The 20972-nt window shown below is 39.4% G+C and carries 22 protein-coding genes; 1 reads left to right on the top strand and 21 read right to left on the bottom strand.

Annotated elements, in window-relative coordinates; genetic code table 11:
* Window positions 1-26: 26 nt before the first annotated feature.
* The 10 genes from ABD006_RS01205 to ABD006_RS01250 form a co-directional block, all read right to left on the bottom strand.
* Window positions 27-989, bottom strand: coding sequence for an asparaginase (locus ABD006_RS01205; RefSeq protein WP_343836639.1), 963 nt, complete (start codon window positions 987-989; stop codon window positions 27-29).
* Window positions 990-1003: 14 nt separating this feature from the next.
* Window positions 1004-1987: a YpdA family putative bacillithiol disulfide reductase gene (locus tag ABD006_RS01210; RefSeq protein ID WP_343836641.1), complete on the bottom strand. Its 984-nt coding sequence runs from the start codon at window positions 1985-1987 to the stop codon at window positions 1004-1006.
* Between the two features lie 89 nt (window positions 1988-2076).
* Window positions 2077-3357 carry a Glu/Leu/Phe/Val family dehydrogenase gene (locus ABD006_RS01215; protein ID WP_343836644.1) on the bottom strand — a complete coding sequence of 427 codons (1281 nt, stop codon included), beginning with the start codon at window positions 3355-3357 and terminating at the stop codon, window positions 2077-2079.
* A gap of 263 nt (window positions 3358-3620) precedes the next feature.
* Window positions 3621-4193, bottom strand: coding sequence for a genetic competence negative regulator (locus tag ABD006_RS01220; protein ID WP_343836645.1), 573 nt, complete (start codon window positions 4191-4193; stop codon window positions 3621-3623).
* 108 nt (window positions 4194-4301) lie between these two features.
* Window positions 4302-5087: a metallophosphoesterase gene (locus tag ABD006_RS01225; RefSeq protein ID WP_343836646.1), complete on the bottom strand. Its 786-nt coding sequence runs from the start codon at window positions 5085-5087 to the stop codon at window positions 4302-4304.
* A 159-nt stretch (window positions 5088-5246) separates the two neighbouring features.
* Window positions 5247-5891, bottom strand: coding sequence for a CBS domain-containing protein (locus tag ABD006_RS01230; RefSeq protein ID WP_343836648.1), 645 nt, complete (start codon window positions 5889-5891; stop codon window positions 5247-5249).
* Between the two features lie 231 nt (window positions 5892-6122).
* Window positions 6123-6452: a hypothetical protein gene (locus ABD006_RS01235; RefSeq protein WP_343836651.1), complete on the bottom strand. Its 330-nt coding sequence runs from the start codon at window positions 6450-6452 to the stop codon at window positions 6123-6125.
* The gene (locus ABD006_RS01240) at window positions 6430-7038 is read right to left on the bottom strand and encodes a CPBP family intramembrane glutamic endopeptidase (RefSeq protein WP_343836653.1); all 609 of its coding nucleotides are present in this window, start codon (window positions 7036-7038) and stop codon (window positions 6430-6432) included. The genes ABD006_RS01235 and ABD006_RS01240 overlap by 23 nt, the downstream gene beginning before the upstream one ends.
* A gap of 2 nt (window positions 7039-7040) precedes the next feature.
* Window positions 7041-8588, bottom strand: coding sequence for a RecQ family ATP-dependent DNA helicase (locus tag ABD006_RS01245; RefSeq protein ID WP_343836655.1), 1548 nt, complete (start codon window positions 8586-8588; stop codon window positions 7041-7043).
* Complete coding sequence (locus ABD006_RS01250) at window positions 8581-9645, bottom strand: YpbB family protein (RefSeq protein ID WP_343836658.1); 1065 nt, start codon at window positions 9643-9645, stop codon at window positions 8581-8583. The genes ABD006_RS01245 and ABD006_RS01250 overlap by 8 nt, the downstream gene beginning before the upstream one ends.
* 182 nt (window positions 9646-9827) lie before the next feature.
* Between ABD006_RS01250 and ABD006_RS01255 the strand changes: the two genes are divergently transcribed.
* Window positions 9828-10076 (top strand): ferredoxin, encoded by a 249-nt coding sequence (locus tag ABD006_RS01255; protein WP_044157866.1) that lies wholly within the window; start codon window positions 9828-9830, stop codon window positions 10074-10076.
* A gap of 136 nt (window positions 10077-10212) precedes the next feature.
* Here ABD006_RS01255 and ABD006_RS01260 read toward each other — a convergent pair whose 3' ends face one another.
* From ABD006_RS01260 to ABD006_RS01310, 11 genes are all read right to left on the bottom strand, one after another.
* Window positions 10213-11031 (bottom strand): hypothetical protein, encoded by an 819-nt coding sequence (locus ABD006_RS01260; protein WP_343836661.1) that lies wholly within the window; start codon window positions 11029-11031, stop codon window positions 10213-10215.
* A complete protein-coding gene (sigX, locus tag ABD006_RS01265; RefSeq protein ID WP_343836664.1) occupies window positions 11021-11557 on the bottom strand; it encodes an RNA polymerase sigma factor SigX in 537 nt (178 codons plus the stop codon). The genes ABD006_RS01260 and sigX overlap by 11 nt, the downstream gene beginning before the upstream one ends.
* A gap of 243 nt (window positions 11558-11800) precedes the next feature.
* On the bottom strand, window positions 11801-13561 hold the full coding sequence (locus ABD006_RS01270) for an ATP-binding protein (RefSeq protein WP_343836666.1): 1761 nt from the start codon (window positions 13559-13561) through the stop codon (window positions 11801-11803).
* The gene (locus ABD006_RS01275; RefSeq protein WP_343836669.1) at window positions 13561-14277 is read right to left on the bottom strand and encodes a response regulator transcription factor; all 717 of its coding nucleotides are present in this window, start codon (window positions 14275-14277) and stop codon (window positions 13561-13563) included. Before ABD006_RS01275 ends, ABD006_RS01270 begins: the two co-directional genes overlap by 1 nt.
* A gap of 41 nt (window positions 14278-14318) precedes the next feature.
* Window positions 14319-15503 carry a c-type cytochrome biogenesis protein CcsB gene (gene ccsB, locus ABD006_RS01280; protein ID WP_343836671.1) on the bottom strand — a complete coding sequence of 395 codons (1185 nt, stop codon included), beginning with the start codon at window positions 15501-15503 and terminating at the stop codon, window positions 14319-14321.
* 27 nt (window positions 15504-15530) lie between these two features.
* The gene (resB, locus tag ABD006_RS01285) at window positions 15531-17159 is read right to left on the bottom strand and encodes a cytochrome c biogenesis protein ResB (RefSeq protein ID WP_343836674.1); all 1629 of its coding nucleotides are present in this window, start codon (window positions 17157-17159) and stop codon (window positions 15531-15533) included.
* A 15-nt stretch (window positions 17160-17174) separates the two neighbouring features.
* On the bottom strand, window positions 17175-17723 hold the full coding sequence (gene resA, locus ABD006_RS01290) for a thiol-disulfide oxidoreductase ResA (protein WP_343836677.1): 549 nt from the start codon (window positions 17721-17723) through the stop codon (window positions 17175-17177).
* Window positions 17724-17791: 68 nt separating this feature from the next.
* A complete protein-coding gene (locus ABD006_RS01295; RefSeq protein ID WP_343836679.1) occupies window positions 17792-18526 on the bottom strand; it encodes a pseudouridine synthase in 735 nt (244 codons plus the stop codon).
* A 65-nt stretch (window positions 18527-18591) separates the two neighbouring features.
* Entirely contained in the window at window positions 18592-19125 is a 534-nt protein-coding gene (locus ABD006_RS01300; protein ID WP_343836682.1) for a spore maturation protein, read from the bottom strand.
* Window positions 19122-19715, bottom strand: coding sequence for a nucleoside recognition domain-containing protein (locus tag ABD006_RS01305; RefSeq protein ID WP_343836684.1), 594 nt, complete (start codon window positions 19713-19715; stop codon window positions 19122-19124). Before ABD006_RS01305 ends, ABD006_RS01300 begins: the two co-directional genes overlap by 4 nt.
* Window positions 19716-20825, bottom strand: a complete 1110-nt coding sequence (locus ABD006_RS01310) for a D-alanyl-D-alanine carboxypeptidase family protein (RefSeq protein ID WP_343836686.1) — start codon at window positions 20823-20825, stop codon at window positions 19716-19718.
* Between the last annotated feature and the right edge of the window lie 147 nt (window positions 20826-20972).

Raw genomic sequence — 20972 nt, forward strand, 5'->3', positions numbered from 1 at the left:
TGAAAATACTATATTTTTACAAATACTTAAAATTGCTCAGGTATATTTTTACACCCTGATGCCAGAAGAACAGCTAATTTAATTCGGGCTTTTTTACTATCATAATCCTTTCCAAGTATGACACCCTCTTTAACCAATTGATGTGCACTTCCTTCATAATCATAGGTTGTATATACAGCTCCCTCTTCTGAACTGGTGGTAATCACAACTTTGATACCTTCAGCAATGCTGCGTTTTATTTCAGGCATCATTAAAGGAGGCACCTGACCTCTTCCGACACCTTCGAGCACAATCCCTTCTGTGCCATTTTCTCTTGCCGCCTTAATAAACGTCCCATCACCATTTATATAACATTTAATAATATCGACTCTTGGGACAGAATGCTCCATGGAATACGTCTCCCGTTTCAGAGGCTTTTGGTATACATATACCTCATCATTGTCAATAATACCTAAATAACCAAAACCAAATGCATTAAAGCCCTGAATATTTGATGCATGCTCTTTTTTTACATACTTGGCAGCAAAAATCCGTTCGTTAAAAACAACGACTGTGCCGGCGTTTTGTAAATCACTGCTTTGAGCTGAATAAATGGCATGTCTTAAGTTAATATATACATCACTGCCTAATTCTCCCGGGGATCGCTGGGAGCCAGTCACCACAACAGGCCTCTCATCATTAATGGTTAAATCGAGAAAATAGGCTGTCTCTTCAAGCGTATCAGTGCCATGGGTAAGGACAACTCCATCAACATCTTCATCCTCAAAATAATAATAGATCCTGCTTCTGATATCCATATAATCCTCAAATGTTAAATGCATACTCGGCTTCTGCAGCATAGAATCAACTTCTACATGAATATCTGCCGGCAAATCACATAATCCAGCCAGCTCTTCACCGGTTAGTGCGCCTGAAGTTAATTTGCCTGATTCCTCATTAACCGCACTGGCTATCGTTCCACCTGTAGTGATTAAAATAACTTTGCTCATGATTTTCTCTCCTGTTATTTCATTTCTTTTTCTGCAATAGAGCGGGCAATTTGATCCCCATGGAAACGTCCATTTTCAATGAAAATTTCATTATTATTATAGCCTGCCGCAATGACTCCAGCTATATAGATATTTTCAACATTGCTTTCCATCGTCGTTTCATCAAAGTCAGGACGGCCTGTTTCATCATCCATAAGAACTCCCATCGAGGTTAAAAAGCTGTGATCAGGGTGATAGCCTGTCATGGCAAATACAAAGTCATTCTTTATCGCCTTCTCTTCCTGATTAACCGTATAGAAAACCTTATCCTCTGTAATCTCTGTTACCTTCCCATTAAAAATCATCGTAACGATTCCTTTTCGAACTAAAGAATCAAAAAGCGGCAATATCCACGGTTTAATGCTTTTTGAATATTCACTGCCCCGATAGATAACAGTTACTCTCGCACCCGCCTTCACTAATTCCAAAGCAGCGTCGACCGCGGAGTTCTTCCCGCCAATCACAACAACATCTGTATTAAAATACGGATGTGCTTCCTTAAAGTAGTGAGTGACCTTATCCAGATCCTCACCCTTTATACCCATATAATTAGGCTGATCGTAATAACCTGTAGCAGCCACCACATATTTGGCCTGATATTCCTCGTGCTTTCCACTTCTTTTCTGCGTTCGTACCGAAAATGACTGATCCATTCCGGTTACACTTTCCACTTTTTCAAAGGTGTTAATTCTGAGCTGCTCCCTTTCTGCTACCGTTCGATAATACGTTAGTGCTTCATTTCGAACTGGCTTTTGCTTTTCTGTGATAAAAGGGATCTCTCCAATTTCCAGACGATCACTTGAACTAAAAAAGGTCTGGTGTGTTGGAAAGCGATATAAAGACTGAACCACATTTCCTTTTTCAATGATTAATGGATCGATTCCTTGTTTTTTTAATGCTAATGCCGTAGCCAAACCACAGGGTCCAGCTCCAATAATGACGACTTTTTCTGTAATCATTCCTATTCCACCTTCTTTAACCACAAATAAAAACATCTCCTACCATATATATAATAGGAGATGCACATTTGTTAATCAAATTATTTTCATTATATCCAGCCACGAAAGCGTGCTGCTTCAGCCATTTTTCTAACACCAACCATGTAAGCGGCCAGTCTCATATCAATTTTTCGATTTACTGAGGTTTCATAAACATTATGGAATGATTTCACAAGTACCGTTTTGAGCTTTTCCTGAACTTCTTCTTCTGTCCAGTAATACCCCTGGTTATTCTGCACCCATTCAAAATAGCTTACTGTAACACCGCCAGATGAAGCTAACACATCGGGCACAAGAAGAATATCCCTGTCTGCCAGTATTTTCGTGCCTTCAAGGGATGTAGGGCCATTTGCTGCTTCAACAACAATTTTGGCTTTAATATTATGGGCATTTTTTGCTGTAATCTGATTCGCTATAGCTGCGGGTACGAGAATATCGCAATCCAGCTCAAGCATTTCCTCATTTGAAATGGTATTTTCAAAAAGATTTGTAACGGAACCAAAGCTGTCGCGCCGATCTAATAAGTAATCAATATCCAGACCATCCGGATCATAAAGAGCTCCCTGGGCATCAGATATAGCTACTACTTTAGCACCTGCATCGTTCATGAATTTTGATAAATAACCTCCAGCATTACCAAACCCCTGAATAATGACCCGGGCTCCGTTTAAGTCTATTCCTTTTAATTTAGCAGCTTCTTCAACACAAATGGTTACCCCTTTGGCCGTTGCTGTGTCTCTGCCATGAGATCCTCCGAGTACAAGGGGCTTTCCAGTAATAAAACCAGGGTTATTAAATTCATCTATTCTACTATATTCATCCATCATCCACGCCATAATCTGAGAATTGGTAAAAACATCAGGGGCAGGAATATCTTTAGTTGGTCCTACAACCTGACTAATCGCCCGTACATAGCCGCGGCTTAACCCTTCAAGTTCACGGAAGGACATTTCACGGGGATCACAGATAATTCCACCCTTTCCGCCACCGTAAGGCAAATCTACAATGCCTGCTTTTAAACTCATCCAAATCGATAGTGCCTTTACTTCCTTTTCATTGACCTCCGGATGGAAACGAACTCCGCCCTTCGTAGGTCCTACCGCATCATTGTGCTGGGCACGGTATCCTGTAAAAACTTTTATTTGACCGTTATCCATCCTTACGGGTATTCGTACAGTCATAATTCGAACGGGTTCACGCAATAACTCATAAGCTTCCTCTGGATAACCCAACTTATCCAGTGCTTTTTTAATAACTGTTTGAGTAGATTTTAGAGCATCTAGATTTTCGCTTTTTTCATTTGACGATTCTGCTGGTTTGTCGGCAACCATTCGCTTACCTCCTATGAATTATCAGTAACATCATCATACCATTACTTTCAGAAATTAGTATACACATTCATATTTAATATGCAACAGTTACTAGAACATTTTCAAGATTTAAATAGATATGAAACTGTAAGCGATTTCATTATAGTTGATATTCAGTAAGGTTTCAATGCTATTTAAATAGTTTTAAAACGATTTTCTGCTTTTCACCGATTGGTTACCCTTTTTGCTGAATAGATAAACCCGAAAAAACATTGAATTTCACATTATAAAAAATAATTTTGGATCACCTGTACGGCGTCATTTTCTACGACCAGTCGGCCATATTCCCTAAGACGTGCAGAAGTAACTGTGCTGGGTGAAGAGAATTCCGACATGACCGCTATAACATTTTCCTTATTCAGATACTGTAAATCTTCATCAAATAATTTCATATAGTAATGATGATTCCAATAAAAAACAGATGCTTTCTGTATACCTAAATGGGTTAGGTGGCTTGAAACCTGAATGACAGATTCAAAATCAGTAAAACAATACATAAACTCTTTATTTTGATCCAGAGTGACTTTCATTTCAATATATTCTTCATCAATGTATTCCATATCCTGTGTAACGACAATCAGCATACCTTGAGCATGTAACATATGAACGTTTACAAGCAGGTTTCCGTCAATTTCCATACCAATTTCATCACTGGCCTCAAACAGCATATCCTGAAACATCTGATGAGTCTTTGGAAAATCATACCACAGCTCATCCTTTGTAAAGCCTCTTTCCATTAGATCATCAAAGGTTAAAAATATTTTAAATCGGTTAGAATCCAGGCGCTCAATACGCATATAACCACCTCCAAATACTTAACTTTCGTATGCTAATTATAGCATGAACGTTCCCTTACGATTATTTTATGTATCCATTAACAGGAAAGTTTCATATTTCTGCACATTTCACGAAGGTGACTGAATAGTAATGCAGTGACATTCAGCTCTTGTCCCTAAACGCAGTGGTAAAGTTGATGTCCCATACCCCTCACTGACTAAAAAGTGCTGATGGCCCACTTTCTTCCATCCGCCCTTATTCCTTAAACCAAAGCCCAAAAAACGGATTTGTCCTCCATGGGTATGACCGCTCAAGACCAGATTTACCTGCTCTTTTTGTTCCTTGTTTAATAAATCATAGGATTCAGGTTCATGATTGGCAAGAATTGTGTAAGAGACATCAGGCTTCCAAATGTTCTCAAAGTACTTACTGGTTAAAACCTGGCGCAAATATAAAGAATGCAGTCCTGCTAATTGAATTCTGTCTCCGGAACTTAAGGTCCAGACAAATGATGAGTCGGCCAGGATTGTAACCTTATGCCTGGATAAGAGGGAGACAAGCTTGTAAGCATTCACCTCGATATCATTATTTCCCCAGACGAAAAAGATGGGGGCATTTAATTCCCTTAATTTTAAGATATTCTCTTCCACATAACGCAAGGGAACATTTTTTTCACATAAGTCCCCACCGATAATCGTTACATCTATTTGGTCGAGAGAATGAAGTACTGACTGGTTAATGAGTCTTTTATGAACATCTGATATAAAAAATATGTTCAAACGCTCTGAAGAAGAAGGAAAATTTTTATCGAAAATCGTTACCTTTTCTAAATGATTATTATGTGCAAGAATATACATATATAGCAATAAAGAAATACCGCCAATAATCACAAATATAATTAAATAAATCAGCATCCTTCAATTCCCTTCTGCAATGTTTAGTGAGGATATGGAAAGCCCCTGTCAATACACATCCTTGACAAGGGCTTCCTTATTTTGCCGCAACTTAGGTCAGCGGGATTTTTATATCCTGCTCCTCTAAAAATGATTACCACATCATGTATGTGATATACTTCAGACCGTCTTTACATCCAGCACTCGAAATCCGCTCTTTTCCAGCCGGGTTAAAAATCGGTCAACATCAACATTTTCATTATTCTCCAGCTTCAGGACAATTCTTCTGGCAAGTCTGTCTGTTTCATCAAAGGTTGCTAAGGAGATGATATTTCCATGATGATTTCTGATCAATTCGGACAATTTGGCTATACGACCTTCCGCTTCAATGGAGGCAAATGCAATGCGGACCCCCTGCTTTTTCATGCCAAAGGCACTTTCAAATTGTTCCAGTACATCAAATCGTGTAACAATTCCAAGGAAGTGCTTATTCTCATCGGTAACCGCCAATATGGGAAATCCTTTAAACGCTGTCAAGGTACTTTCAAAAACATCCTCTTCGGTAATATGTAAATCACCATGCTCTACAATATCTGCTGCTGTCACAGAATTCAGGAAAGCTTCTTTATCCGTATAATCATCAGAATAAAAATAACGCTGATAAATCATCTGCTTTGTGATCATTCCTCTGAATGTTTCATCCTCGATGACCGGGACTCCCTGTATATCTTTTGATAACAAGGTATCCAGAACCTTCTGCAAATCGTCCTGGGCATTTGCCACAACACAATGATGTTTAGGAATCATAATGCTCCTCACAAACATACTTGCCACCTCTCCATCTACTTTATCTATTTAACACGAAGAAATCACAAGCCGTCCAATACAGGAATCGGGAATTCTTCATGTAAATCATATTCGACTTAGGAAAAGAAATTCCCTTTACTTAAAAATAACATATTTTACTGAATGAAACATATGAAAAGAACTACAAAATGTCTTAAGGAAAGGAGACAGCACCATAAAAATATATGACTGTTTACATTCCGAAAACCTTTAATGATCAAAGAAGATCCGTTCTCCAGCAGGATGGTCATTATTCTGATCCGATATAATCGGCTGCTTAATGTCCTCCCAATAATAGTATACGGGTACCCCTAAAACAAGGAGTACAAATAAAACGAGAAAAATTCTGAGTACCCACACATTCCATCGGATAGATTTCCGTTTCTCCTTCGCTTCCGGACGTTTATCCTTTTCTTTCGTTTTCCTGGCTGATGACCTCTTTTTCTTATGTACAGTGCTGCGTGGTGGCAGCTCATTCACATCGATTTCCTTTGAGTTCTCGCCTTCATACGCTGATTCAGCTGGTTTCCTCAACGCCATAAAGGTCACCCCATTTAAATTTAATGAAAAGCGCCAGAATAAAATCCACAAAAAAATGAGCTGTGATTGTGATAGCCAGGTTTTCAGTGATTTCATATATATATCCTATTAAAAAGCTGATACTCAATATGGAGATTAATAATACAGGTTTACGCAGATAGCGAAAGTGGATCAATGCAAAAAGTACGCTTGCTATTAAATAGCCAAATTCATGCTGGATAACGCCCCTGAACAGCATTTCTTCGGATAGTGCGACAAATAGTGTAATAAAGAAGATTTGAACAATACTGCGATTTTTAAAGATTCTTTCGTTGATTCCCCCATCATCGTAATAGGATTCCGGTAATAGCTCCATAAGAATAAGATCAACCACAACAATCGCCAATGCTGGTAAAAGACCGAATAAAAAGAGGTTGACGGGATCCCATTTAAGCTGGTGGAACCAATTATAAAAAGAATCAAATAAAAAGAAGCTGCTAACGATCGCAATCACAACAAAGATTCCCTGGGAAAAATAGAGATTGAATAATAGCTCTTTATCCGTCATGCGCTTAATCAGTTCGGCCTGATTCATTTGTTTTTTCACTTTTATGCCTCCTGGTGAAATAGCTTCCTAAGTTCAACCTCCCACCCCTCAACCCTTTCTTCTATTTGATGCTGAATAGGTGGATTCCATTTTGAGAAGGAAAAATCACAATGATCACAGCAATGGTACACTGGCTGCTGATAGCTTTCCTGGAAGGGCCTGTATAGATCCTTTCTCCGGCATCCAGTACTTTTTATCCAATCAATAAATTGGTACAACTTCTTTATTTTAATGGCTGCACGTTCTCTTAATAGGCTAAGTGTCCGTTGACATGTATTCTCCAGCACATCAGCCTCCAGGTGGAATTGCTCACCTGTAATAATCTTTTGCTGCTCAAGCTGGTATTTTAAGAAATTCCACTGCGTTTCGGTTAACTCATATTTAGCAATCAATTCCTCTTTAATGTCTTTTAAGGGAAGAGAAGTACTGTTTATCTTGAGTAAATCACCAAATATTTGCTCCACCTGTCTTTCTGTTGGGAGTTCCTGTTCAATTAAGCGTAATGGAATTTGTTCATCTCCCTCTGTATAAAGAGCAAGACTTACGCTCTCCTTTCCATCCCGGCCTGCACGGCCAACCTCCTGTATAAAGGATTCCAATTGCGTAGGCAAATGAAAATGGATAACTAGTCGAATGTCCTGCTTATCAACTCCCATCCCAAAAGCACTCGTACAGCAAATAACATCAAGCTGGTGATTCATAAATTGCTGTTGAATGAGTAGTCGATCCTCTGAACTCATTCCTCCATGGTAGTAGGCAACACGTGAATCGGGTAATTCCTGGTTTAATGTTTCACTGACTTTTTCACACCAGTTACGGCTTGAAAAATAGATCATCGTGGGAACCGGATTTTGCTTTAAAACCTGAACGATACGCCCCACCTTTTCCTGCCAGTGAGTTACATGTTCAATGGCAAATGCAATGTTTGGACGGTCCATAGGATAGATCCGTTTTTTCAGGTCAGGAATATCCAGAAAATATTGAATATCCTCCTGTACCTGAGGTGTAGCTGTTGCACTTAATGCCAGCACCGCGGGATTCCCAAGCTCCTTTATGCGATCCTTCAACTTTAAATAGTCCGTTCGGAATTCATGTCCCCATTGAGAAATACAGTGGGCTTCATCCACCACAAACAGGGATACAGATAAGGATTTTAAACGATGAAAAAAGTACGGATTTTGAAGCATCTCCGGAGAACAGTAAATGAGTTTATAGTCATGTAAATGCCTCAGGATATAGTCTCTCTGGTTATGGTCCAATAAACTGTTGATAGCTGTTACACGTTTAAATCCTCTGGCCTTTAACTGCTTGACCTGATCTACCATAAGTGATACAAGAGGAGAAACAACAATCGTGATTCCCTCCAACGAAAAGGCCGGTAACTGATAACACAAGGATTTTCCTGTACCTGTTGGTAATATCCCAAGAACACTCTGCCCGTGGAAAATATCTTTTATAATATCTAATTGCCCTTCACGAAATCCCTCATACCCAAACTTATTTTTTAATATGGATAACAATTTCATTTGATCCGGTTTATTTCTATGCATAGGCATAATCCCTCGATTGATAAAGTTTAGCCATTACGATACGAATCATAAAGTAACTAATAGATTCCGGCAATTGTTCTTTTATTACCTTTAAGCGCTTTGTATTTAATTCGCTTATTTTATTACGTATGATTTGTTCCGCCTCTGCTGAAACAAATGAATCCACAGGATAAGATGGATCAACATGGATGATTTCAACAATATGATCCTGAATGGTATTTACTTTAAGATTTCTTCTCCTGGATATCTGTTCGATCGTGTATCCCTGTTTCAATAATTTCCTGGTTTTTCCAGCAGAAGCTGTTAGGGGCAACTGCATTAATTCATGTGGGATAAATTCGCTTAAAGTTGGAAATTCTGTCTGATTCTGATGAACTTTATTAAGAATAAAGTGGATGGATGATTGAAGATACAGTTCTGCATCTTCAATGGTAAGATTCCACTTTTCTGCAATTTGCTGCTTACTCAAACCAATTTTTCGGAAGCCTGTCAGCGTTGCTACAAATATATCGGCGTGAAATGGCTGATGAAGCTTTAGTAATTGGTGTAACTCCTCATGCAGGGAAGCAAAGTGTGCATCCAGTTGATTTTTCTTTTTCTGATAGAAAGTCTTAACCCAAGTTGCAACTTCCCTCTGGTCATTAACAGGGATAAAATGAGAATGATTTTTTAGTAGGTTGGAAGCAGTTTGAATCCATAATAAAAGTCTCAACCGGAAATGCGGAGCAATGTGATGAAGATTAAAACCATCAAACCACGCAAGTTCAGGTTCCTGGCTCTTACGGATGCTAAGATAAGATTTCCCCGTGCTGGTTAGACTAACGGTTTCCTCACCCTTCCATTCAATATACTCATCCTTATGCAGTTTCAGGAGGCTGTTCCGGAATTGATTTTTCGTTAATGATTTCAGGATACCGAAAATGGGAGAGAGACCATAAGCTTTAGCATCCTGAATCGTTTGTGCTGAACGCTTTCCTTTCAATAAATGATAGATGGAAGAAAAGCTTTTTTCATCATCAATCCGGTCAATACAGGCTAATAAAATCGTCTGATACAATGGCCCCTCTCCTTTCGGCGCGTTTCGTTAAAATTCCCTGCGATTCTCTAATATTTGCTACTATATATCATATCAGTTGAAATGTGAATTTAACAGTTTTAAAATTTAATATACCGAAGAGAAGCGAAAATGCTTTTTTGCTTAAGATTATTTTTAGGAATTGCTTAGTGGAGGACAGAAAAATGTCAAAATACACCATTGTTGATAAAGAAACCTGTATTGCCTGCGGTGCATGCGGAGCGGCGGCACCAGATATTTATGATTACGATGAAGAGGGACTGTCCTATTGTTTGTTAGATGATAATCAGGGAATAACAGAAGTCCCTGAGCACTTAATAGAAGATATGGAGGATGCTCTGGATGGCTGCCCTACCGAATCTATCCGGATAGCGGATCAGCCATTTCATGGTGATCCGGATAAATTTGAGTAGACAAACCCTCATCGGGTGATCCAATATAACAGAAGCACCCCCATTACGTGGATGAAACGTGACCACTCATGGGGGGTGTTTTTAATAACTTATTGTATATGTGCCATATGATTTTATCCCACGCAACCCGGCAATCTTATTGATGTTCCTGCCTTAATAATTTTATAAATTCAATATCCTCTTTGTTCCAGGATGTCCTCACTACAATTCTGTCTTTGGAATTGAGTTTATACGTATACTCCTCACAGGTTGTATTTTCAAAACAGGATACAGATTCTTCATTCATGGGCCCACCTAACATTGTTCTTATTCCCTCTATTTTCTGTCTTAAGAACAATGGATGAATCGTCAGTTTTTGTTGCGTGTCCTGTAAATACCGGGGGATAAATGTAAACTCGTTTACCGTTTGACTGTTCTTTTTGAATTGTAATTTAATTCCATACCCTTCAGTGGAGTATTTTAGACTTCGTTGATTTTCAGTATCCTCATACTCCAGCGGGGAGCCAATTTCCTTAATAACTTCATCATAGGTCATCCCGATCTGCAAGCCTGAAATAGAGCGGGGTGCCGATTTATCCATTTCCGGCAAAGGAGAGGATTCCGCATCTCTACTTGCGTCATTCTCCTCAGGGCTCATCATTTTTAACTCATGGGAAGGAGTGCCGGTGTCCTCTGAAGATGCGCTTTCCTCTGAGCTGTTCTCCATATCCTGTGCCATGTCCGCAGTCGGGTTCTGGTTCGTGATTACAGAAATCAGGATGACAGCAATAAGCATCACAGCAGCGGTAGTCATCGCCGGAATCGTCCATACTTTCCTGTTTCTTTGCTTGTTTTGCGTACGTTGGAGTTGCTGCTGTACTTTCTTAAATAACTCCTCTTCGTCCTGATGGTCCTGGATTTTGGGCATTTGATTTAACATTTTTTCGATCTCATGGTTGTTTTCATTATTCTTCATACTTTTTGCCCTCCTCCTCTTTGCTCATCTGCATTCTTAACCGCTTAATCGCTCTATGCTGGGTGGTTTTCACCTTACTTTCACTCCAATTAAGGACTTCAGCCGTTTCCTTAATAGATAAAGCCTGAATATATCTTAAAATAATGACCGTCTGCTGATCGATGTTACACCTTTTTAAACATTGATACATATGGCGAATATCCTCATTCTCCATGGCAATTTCTTCTGGGATTTTGCCTGTATCCTCCAGCCAGTCACTTTTTTCATCAACCGTAAAAGACCCAATTATTCGCTTTTGCTTCCGTTTCTGTTTTCTGAAATAGTCGATGGCGATGTGTCTGGCAATTGAGATTAACCAGGTTTTTTCTGAGCTTTCCCCTTTAAAATTGTGGTAGGATTTTAATACTTTTACATATACCTCCTGAACGAGATCCTCAGCCAGACTGCGGTCTTTTACCATATAAAACAAAAATTGAAACACGTCCTGATGATATTTATGATATAAATCCTGAAAGACTTCTTTCATGTTAAAGCCTCCCGCTTCTATCCATATAGTCGTATAAACGTAAAAAAAGTTACAGTACGGAATCTAAAAACTTCCTCCATATTTTAACATAATTAAGAAAAATACATCCTTAAAATTAGCCAAAAGAAAACCTTTGTCTATACCAGACAAAGGTTTTCTTTTTCATATGAAACAAAATTTTTCAGCATAATCTTCAACAATCTGATTTTTTCACTCAAAAACAAACAATCTTTCCCACTGTTTTTACAAGTTTCCCGGAATCGTAAACATAAAGGTTGTTCCTTCATTGCGTTTACTGTGTACGTCAATTGACCCATTATGAGCGTCTACGATATTTTTTGCAATCGCTAACCCCAATCCAGTTCCAGTATTCCCCATCTTCTTCACCCTCGATTTGTCTCCTTTATAAAAGCGTTCAAATACAAAGGGTAAGTCTTCTTCCGGGATACCAGTTCCGGAATCCTCCACACTGAACTCGATTTGATCTTCAACTGCATGCACGTGTAATTGAACCTCTCCACCCGTGTCGCTGTGACGAATAGCATTATCAATAAGGTTCGTCAGCACTTGCTCCATACGATCAGGATCGATACGCACGATCATTGTTTCCAGGTTAAAGTCATGCTTCAAGTTAATATCTTTCTCCTGAGTCATTCCTTTAAACTTATTAACCACTTTATTTAAAAAGGATTCCAGTTCAATTTCCTGTATATTAAGCTGTATATGTCCAGCTTCCATTCTTGCCAGATCCAGCAGCTCATTTACGAGTCTGCCCATACGCAGGGATTCATCATGAATAATCTGAGCAAGCTCATTTTTCTCCTCTTTTGAGTCAGCCACTCCATCCACAATGGCTTCACTGTATCCCTGCAGCATTGAAATCGGTGTTCTTAGTTCATGGGAAACATTTGCAATAAAGTCTTTTCTTAGTTTATCAAGCTGTCTTTCTTCCGTCATATCCCTTATAACTGCAACAGCTCCCCGAATATAAAGCTGATCGTATAAAGGGGACATGATTACGACGAATGATCTTCCCTGCAGGTGAAATTCCTGTGTGACTTCTTCCTGCTCAGATGCAATTACCCGTTCCAACGTTGATTGCAGCTCCAAGGGTGTTGCTTCTTCACCAGCCTGCTTTCCATTTTCATAAGTCAATAATGATAGAAAGCGCTCAGCTGGAGGATTCGTAACGAGCATTTCCCCACTGCGATTAAAGGTAATGACACCATCCGCCATGGAAGAGAGAATACTGGACAGCTGTTCCTTTTCCTGATTTAACGCCTGAATGTGGTATTTTAATTGTCTGCCCATACGATTAAACGCAATGGCTAATTCTCCAATTTCATCTCTGGTTAAAATCGGTACTTTTGTATGAAATTCGCCTTTTGCCAATTCTAAAGCTGCCTTACGCATCTTTATTAGAGGCGCGGTAATTCTGGTTGATAAAAAGAACGCAAAAAATGTTGTTAAAACAATGGCAATACCTGCAGCTACAAAAATAAGTGTTGTTGTCTGGGAAGTGGTTTCTTTTACAATGTCCAGTGATTCATAAACAAATACTGCACCTTCCCTGTTCTCAAAAGGTTGTCCTACGATAAGAATTTCACGATCTGTTTCTGGTAAGGTTGTCTTTTGATAGGTTGAATCCTCATGGTTCAATACCTGCTTAAATTCCTCATTTGAATAAAACCAATTGATATCCAGGCTTTCCAGCTCCTGATCGTTACTTGATGAAATCCAATAGTCCCCTCGGCTGAATACTAAAACCACTCGTTTGGATGGATCGGTAATTTGCTCTATGGTTGAGGTCATCAGACTACGATTATCATTTCCATTTATAATGCTTATAACTTTTTCTGTATCCTGTTCCAGCTCTTCTCTTGCCTGCGTCTCATGAAAATTTTGAAAGAACTGCAGCAAAAAAATCGTCAGGGTAAGGAGCACAAAAGAGAAAAAAAGTAAAATGGTAAACCATAGTTTAACAACAACACTTCTCCAGAACATTACTCTTGCTCAACCTCGAATTTATACCCGACACCCCAGACAGTAACAATCATTTTTGCAGCATCCTTTGAAACTTTATTTAATTTCTCTCTTAGCCTTTTGACATGAGTATCAACTGTTCTCAAATCACCAAAAAACTCATAATTCCATACCTCTTTTAATAAATCTTCTCTGGCGAACACTTTGTCCGGTGATCTTGCCAGGAAAAAGAGCAGTTCATATTCTTTTGGTGTTAAACTGACTTCTTTATCATCGGCTGTAACCCTATGAGCATCCTTTTGAATTGTGAGATGCGGGAACACAAGCACATCACTGGTTTTAGTCTGAGTCTGCACAAAATTGGTTGTTGAGGAACGTCTAAGTAAAGCCTTTACTCGCAAAACAACTTCTCTTGGACTGAAAGGTTTTACGATATAATCATCTGCACCAACCTCAAGTCCGTGAACACGGTTCGCTTCTTCCCCTTTAGCCGTCAGCATAATAACAGGCGTACTTTTCTTTTCCCGAAGCTCTGTACAAACCTCTTCACCATCCATACCAGGCATCATGAGATCAAGTAATATTAAATCGTAGTCGTCTTCCAACGCTTTTTGAAGAGCTTCTTTTCCATCCTCTGCTTCCTCAATTTGAAAGTCTTCTCTTTCCAGGTACATCTTTAATAGCCGTCTGATTCTTTCTTCATCATCAACTACCAGAATTTTCGCATTCTGTTCCATTCTCAATATCCCCCCTTAACGTAGCTTAAAAATCCGTGAATTTAAGATGCATAAGAGTGCAATCCGGAAATAACAAGGTTTACAACAACCAGGTTAAACATAATAATGGCAAAACCAATGACGGCCAGCCACGCTGATTTCTCCCCATGCCATCCTCTTGATAACCGCAGATGCAGGAAGGCTGCATAGAAAAACCAGGTAATAAGAGCCCAGACTTCCTTAGGATCCCATCCCCAGAAACGGTCCCAGGCCTCCTGCGCCCATATGGACGCGAATATAAGACCGCCTAAAGTGAAGACTGGAAAGCCTATCGTTACAGCACGATAAGTAATCTCATCCAACAGCTCAGGATTTGACTTTTTAACACGTGGCTGAAGAGCTGCTGTAATTCTTTTTCGAAAAATAAGTCTTAACAGGCCGTATAATACCAGACCGCCAAGCAGTGACCAGATAAGAGAATTCAATTTACGCCCCGCTTCTGCTCCATTCATCCAGCCAGGTGCTTTAAACAAAGGTGACATTTTATCCTCAGTCAGCATTACCCCGTCATTAGGAGCGGCAATCGCCGGCATACTGTACACTACAGTTGTTTCTGTTTCTGAATGTTGAAATTCTATGCTGTAATCCATTGCACCGAAAGTAGTAGAGACAGCCACAAAAGCAATCACACTCAAAATCGAATACATAATAAACTCCAGCCAAAAAGTCTTCTTACTTCTTACGGTCTGGTCAACTTGTCGAATTAAATAAATTAATCCTGCACCAAAGCTTACAGCCAGAATGCCTTCACCAAGAGAAACGGTTGTCACATGGATATATAACCAATGAGATTTCAAGGACGGTACTAACGGTGAAATCTCCTGCGGGAATACACTCGCATAACCGATGACAACTACGGATACAGGTAAAATAAACAATCCTAATAAGTCAACCTTGTAAATGAAATACAAAATAATAAACGCAAAGACCAGCATCATGCCAAAGAACGTCATGTACTCAAACATATTGCTGACTGGAGCGTGATGGCTGGCAATCCACCGGGTTATAAAATAGCCAATCTGGGATATAAATCCAATGATGGTTAAGACAATCCCCACCGTTCCTGCCTTGGTCTGTTTATGCTCCTTATTTTTATCTCTTATGGTAAATGCAAAGAAAACGATAGCCACCATATAGATGATAAATGATGCAAATAAAAAGTTGCTGCTTATCGATACATAATCCATAATGATGATCCTCCTTAAATGCTACTGCTACTTCAATTCCTGCTGATCATCCGGAATGTTAAAATCTGTTCCTTCCAGGGACGATTCAATATCTTTTTTCAAGCCATACCAGTTTTTATTGGTATGTGCCGCTATCCATACCTCATTTTCCCTCGGATGGATCCAAACTCTGCGGTGGTACCAATACATGCCCTGGACAACGCCAATCATGAATATAATCGCTCCAACCGCGAAAAATGGAAGGGTGTGATCCCGTTTTACTGTCAATCCTGTCACATCCCTCATATCCACACCTGTAATACTAATCTTGTACTGATTATTATTATGAGGATTTAAATTTGCTCCTATGGTCAGGAAATTCACTTCATAATCTTCAATATCAGGACCATACACAAAGAAAATAAAAGCAGGTTTCTTAGGATATTTTGATTTGGTATCAGGCACTCCCTCTTCCATGAAAAATTCCGGGAAATAATCGTCCACAACAACCCGATATCCATTTCCAAGGTCATACTCTTTTTTAGGGTTGTTCATATCAAAGGTGAATTCCCCAATAGGTGATTCGTTTTCATCATCACTGAGATGCAGCTTAAATGACATAGATTGAAATTCGTTCAATTGATAACTTGCCTGATATAATGAAATGTCCTCTACTGTTAACGGTTCATTAACACGAATTTCCCCTTCATTAACTTTTGTTAACTCCGGATCCTGCCCTGGAATGGTATCTCCCTTCACTTTATAAATTTCAGCCTTCGTTTCATAATTACTTGGAATCATTTCTCCATTTTTTTTGATTGCTTCGGCATATCTTTCATCGTTTTCATCATATACATCCATTATAAAGTCGTTGTTTTTTATAAAGTACTGACCGTCTGTTTGCGGGATGAGCTTCGTTTCTCCTTCTCTTACCCAAACATAATCTTCAATATAAAAGAAGGACATCGAGCGTAGTATAGCAGCGATCAGTACGATAATTAACCCAATATGATTCACATATGGTCCCCATCTGGAGAACCGGCCTTTTTCTGCTAAAATATGTCCGTTCTCTTCAGATATCCTGTAACGTTTCTTTTTCAGACGGGAGACAACCTGATCGATGTCCGCCTGCTTTACGTTTTCCGTTTTTCCAAATAAACGCTGTCTGCGGATAAAATTACTGTGCCGTTTCGGTTTTTGTCGTTTTAAAGCACGATATAACGGAACAACACGATCAATACTGCAAATGACCAGAGATACTCCGATGGATGCAATTAAGAGTATATACCACCAGGAGGAATACAGGTTATGAAATCCCAGTTGATAATAAATTTGACCAAATAATCCGTATTCATCTCTGTAATGATCAGCTGCTTCAACATTTTGAGGTATGTACATTTCCTGGGGCAGAATCGTACCAATAATGGATGCAATCAGGGTTAATACGATTAACCAGACCCCTACTTTTACAGAAGAAAAGAAAATCCAGATTTTGTCGACCACCGTCTGGTTTCTGGTTTTGGATCTTCTTGCACTTCCTTCATAACGCATATTTAAAAGCTTACTTTTTTCATTTCCATCAATGTGCTGATTTCGTTCAATAGGTTTTCCACAAGCCTCACATAAAACAGTGCCTTCCGGGTTTACGTGCCCGCATTCGCATTTTATTTCATTCATCCGTACTCATCCTTTTTATTTCTCACTCTCTGGTACAATCTCATTTAAATACCCTTCAAGCCGGTCCAGTGTTAATGCTCCCAATACCTGTCTTTCAACTGTACCGTCCGGATTAATAAAGAATGATGCCGGGAGATCAAAGACACCATAAGCTTCCATTACTGTACCGTTTTTATCATGAACAATGGGAAATGTGAGATGATTCTTGTCAATCCAGTTTCTGATACGCAGTTTCGTTGCATCAAGACTTACAGCTACAATCTCTACACCTTTTTCTTTATATTCAGGATACAGTTTTTGCATATAAGGCATTTCCTCTTTACAAGGGTCGCAATAAGTGGCCCAGAAATTCACCATGACCCCTTTCCCTTTTAAATCCTCCGACAAATGAATTGCACCTTCTCCATTTACCTGCTCAAGCTCAAAAGGAGGTGCCTGGTCACCATCTGCTACCGCCTCTTTGTCCTTCATGAAGTTGGAAACCAATGCAAAAACGACAGCACCAAGTAAGATGGCTAACACAATACTTCTGAATATAAATCGCTTCTTTTTCTTATTGGACATACGCAGACCACTCCCTTTGGGTCATTATACGACGAAGTGAATTACCGTTTTGTAACAAATTATGAAAATTATTTAACATTTTTTTCTGCATAAGTTTTTAATTGCTTGATTTCATGAGGAGTAAGCTCCCGATAATCCCCCGGGTTCATTCCATGCAGGTTCAGAAAACCATACCTTTCCCTCTTGAGTTTTAAAACCGGGTAGCCTAAGGACTCCATCATCCTCCTGATCTGCCGGTTTTTCCCTTCATGTAATGTGATTTCTAATATGGCTCTGTTTTTCTTATGATCTACGGACAAAATCCGATGTTTAATGGCTTTCAGATTTTCACCCTTATCGTTTATTCCTGACTTCAGTGGTTTTAAATCCTCTGGTGCAGGAATTCCCTCTACTTTTGCAATATAAACTTTATCCAGCTGATATCTCGGGTGCATAAGCTGTTGGGCAAAATCACCATCATTCGTTAGAAGCAATATCCCTGAAGTATCGTAGTCAAGTCTTCCTATTGGAAAAATTCTTTCTTCTATTTCAGGAAGTAAGTCTGTGACCACTTTACGATTCCGGTCATCTTTCACACTTGAAATGACACCTCTGGGTTTATAAAGAAGAAGATAGATAGGTTCTTCCTTTTCAAGAGGGATATTGTTTACTTCGATTGTATCATCAGGCTTTACTTTTGTCCCCAATTCGGTTACTGTTTTTCCGTTAACTTTAACCTTACCTTCCGTAATTAACGCTTCTGCTTTTCGTCTGGATGTATATCCACTTTTAGCAATCGCTTTTTGAAGTCTTTCCAATTCCATAATGTCACCTGCCCTTGATGTTTAATCATTCGATATGTAAGAAAGCGTTAACCATTGTTAACGCTTTAGAATCCAAAGATATAAGTACATATCATAATCGATGCTATTATACCAATAAGGTCAGCTAAGAGTCCAACTTTAAGCGCATCCCCCATCTTTTTTATTCCAACAGCACCAAAATAGACAGTTAGAACATAAAGGGTCGTATCTGTACTTCCCTGCATAGTGGAAGCTAGCTTTCCAATAAAAGAATCAGGTCCAAATTCCTTTATTAAATCAGTGGTAACAGCCAGTGCAGCTGTTCCGGATATAGGACGAACAGCTGCAAGAGGAACAATATCGCTGGGTATTCCCAGTATTTGCAGCAAGGGGGAAATTAATGCAACAAAACCCTCCATCGCTCCTGACGCTCGAAAGATGGATATGGCAACAATCATTCCTAACAAAAAAGGAAGAAGGGATATAGCCATGCGCACCCCTTCTTTACCCCCTTCCACAAATGTTTCATAGGTTGGAACCTTCCTAATTGTCCCTGCAATCAGCACGATTAATATAATAAACGGGATAATCCATGTACTAATAGTCGTTATCACACTCATGACTTATTCCTCCGTACCCTTCGATAATAGAAAAAACGGTCCACACAAAGGGCGCCAATGGTTGAAATGCCCGTAGCAAGAATGGTTGTCCCTACAATTTCTGTTGGATTGGCAGAGTCGTATTGCATTCGAATAGCAATGACAGTTGTGGGAATTAAAGTAACACTTGAGGTATTTAAGGCCAGAAATGTAACCATTGACCGTGAAGCCTCAGTTGAATCGTTGTTTATCTTTTTCATTTCCTCCATCGCTTTGATTCCCAGGGGAGTTGCTGCATTTCCGAGACCGAACAGGTTTGCGGAAAAATTGGATAAAATATATCCCATAGCTGGATGTTCAGGCGGGATTTCCGGGAATATCCGTTTAAAAATGGGCTTAAATAAGTTGGCCAGTCCTCTTAACAGACCTGCATTTTCAGCAATTCGCATAATGCCCAGCCAAAAGACCAGTACACTTATTAATCCAATGGCAAGCATAACCGCTTCATCCGCGCTTTCAAAGATTGCCTCATTCACCTCGTCCATTGTTCCATTAAACATCGCATAAATAATTCCTGTAACAGCCAGGAAGACCCAGATTAAATTAACCATTTATAAAACCCCATTTAACTGATGAAATAAGTCTTTTACTTTATCAAACAGGCTTTCCTCTTTTGGCAGTACGGGCTCTTTAATAATATTTCTCTCTGCTAAAACCTGATCATTTAAGGTATATACTCTTTTTCCGATCACCTCATCATCTGACACTCGAAAATCTTCTTTTATATAAGTCTTACTTTCTATCTTTTCGGACTCTTTTTTGGATAACGGCAGAACGACAGGGTTTACGATTTCGGCTGACACGGTGCTCCCACCAGGAAGTGAAAGCTCAATCTGTCCCATATCACGAATCAGCTGTAAATCAAAGGAATTGAACCCCCATTCATACAGATGAGTATGATCATCCCAATCTTTCCGATCATTTAAAGTCACTACGATTAGCTTCATATCTTCTTTTTCGGCACTGGTAACCAGTGTTCTTCCCGCTTTCCTTGTATAACCGGTTTTTCCGCCAATACAGTAAGGATACCTTGTTAACAGCTTGTTCTTATTGTGCCATGGGAAGCGTTCATTTTCCCCCTTATACTTTTTCGTACCTGATATTTTTGAAAACGTCTTATTCTGCATGGCATACCTCATTAATAATGCCATGTCATATGCCGTGGAATGATGGCCATCAGCTTCCAGACCATGTGGGTTTGCAAAATGAGAGTCTGTCATCCCAATCCATTGCGCCTTCTGATTCATCAAATGGGCAAAGCCTGGTATACTGCCTCCTACGTGCTCAGCGATTGCTACGGCAGCGTCATTCCCTGACCTGAGCATTAATCCATAAACCAGGTCCTTCAGTTTAACTTTGTCACCCGCATCTAAATAGATCGAGGAGCCTTCTGTTCTCACCGCATTTTCACTCACTGTGACAGTTTCATTCAAATCACCATGTTCAATGGCTACAATCGCTGTCAGGATTTTCGTAATACTGGCTATACTTTTTTTCTGATGTGCATTCTTATCAAATAGAACTCTTCCGGACTCATACTCCATTAATACAGCATTTTCAGCCGAAACTCCAGGTGCAGCATGTGCAGTCGTTGGATACCAGGCAGTATATAGAAACGGAAGGATTATGATAATAATGAGCATTTTTTTGATGTTTTTCAAAACAAGTCCTCCATTTCATGGTGTTTGTACTAAAATATGAAGGAAAGGACGGGCTTATGACAAAAACAGAAGGGAGCATAAAAGTCAAATGCACAGACATGATTCTACTGCAGTTGAAGCCATAAAAAGTCATTAAAATATCCCTAT

Source organism: Salinibacillus aidingensis (genome assembly GCF_039522525.1).
GTDB classification, from domain to species: Bacteria; Bacillota; Bacilli; order Bacillales; family Alkalibacillaceae; genus Salinibacillus; species Salinibacillus aidingensis.

Coding starts and splice junctions, on each gene's coding strand:
- sigX (WP_343836664.1), bottom strand. CDS start 11,557: ATGAAAGAAGTCTTTCAGGATTTATATCATAAATATCATCAGGACGTG.
- ABD006_RS01230 (WP_343836648.1), bottom strand. CDS start 5,891: ATGTTTGTGAGGAGCATTATGATTCCTAAACATCATTGTGTTGTGGCA.
- ABD006_RS01255 (WP_044157866.1), top strand. CDS start 9,828: ATGTCAAAATACACCATTGTTGATAAAGAAACCTGTATTGCCTGCGGT.
- ABD006_RS01225 (WP_343836646.1), bottom strand. CDS start 5,087: ATGCTGATTTATTTAATTATATTTGTGATTATTGGCGGTATTTCTTTA.
- ABD006_RS01215 (WP_343836644.1), bottom strand. CDS start 3,357: ATGGTTGCCGACAAACCAGCAGAATCGTCAAATGAAAAAAGCGAAAAT.
- ABD006_RS01205 (WP_343836639.1), bottom strand. CDS start 989: ATGAGCAAAGTTATTTTAATCACTACAGGTGGAACGATAGCCAGTGCG.
- ABD006_RS01270 (WP_343836666.1), bottom strand. CDS start 13,561: ATGTTCTGGAGAAGTGTTGTTGTTAAACTATGGTTTACCATTTTACTT.
- ccsB (WP_343836671.1), bottom strand. CDS start 15,503: ATGGATTATGTATCGATAAGCAGCAACTTTTTATTTGCATCATTTATC.
- ABD006_RS01210 (WP_343836641.1), bottom strand. CDS start 1,987: ATGATTACAGAAAAAGTCGTCATTATTGGAGCTGGACCCTGTGGTTTG.
- resB (WP_343836674.1), bottom strand. CDS start 17,159: ATGAATGAAATAAAATGCGAATGCGGGCACGTAAACCCGGAAGGCACT.
- ABD006_RS01260 (WP_343836661.1), bottom strand. CDS start 11,031: ATGAAGAATAATGAAAACAACCATGAGATCGAAAAAATGTTAAATCAA.
- resA (WP_343836677.1), bottom strand. CDS start 17,723: ATGTCCAATAAGAAAAAGAAGCGATTTATATTCAGAAGTATTGTGTTA.
- ABD006_RS01295 (WP_343836679.1), bottom strand. CDS start 18,526: ATGGAATTGGAAAGACTTCAAAAAGCGATTGCTAAAAGTGGATATACA.
- ABD006_RS01305 (WP_343836684.1), bottom strand. CDS start 19,715: ATGGTTAATTTAATCTGGGTCTTCCTGGCTGTTACAGGAATTATTTAT.
- ABD006_RS01300 (WP_343836682.1), bottom strand. CDS start 19,125: ATGAGTGTGATAACGACTATTAGTACATGGATTATCCCGTTTATTATA.
- ABD006_RS01220 (WP_343836645.1), bottom strand. CDS start 4,193: ATGCGTATTGAGCGCCTGGATTCTAACCGATTTAAAATATTTTTAACC.
- ABD006_RS01245 (WP_343836655.1), bottom strand. CDS start 8,588: ATGCATAGAAATAAACCGGATCAAATGAAATTGTTATCCATATTAAAA.
- ABD006_RS01275 (WP_343836669.1), bottom strand. CDS start 14,277: ATGGAACAGAATGCGAAAATTCTGGTAGTTGATGATGAAGAAAGAATC.
- ABD006_RS01235 (WP_343836651.1), bottom strand. CDS start 6,452: ATGGCGTTGAGGAAACCAGCTGAATCAGCGTATGAAGGCGAGAACTCA.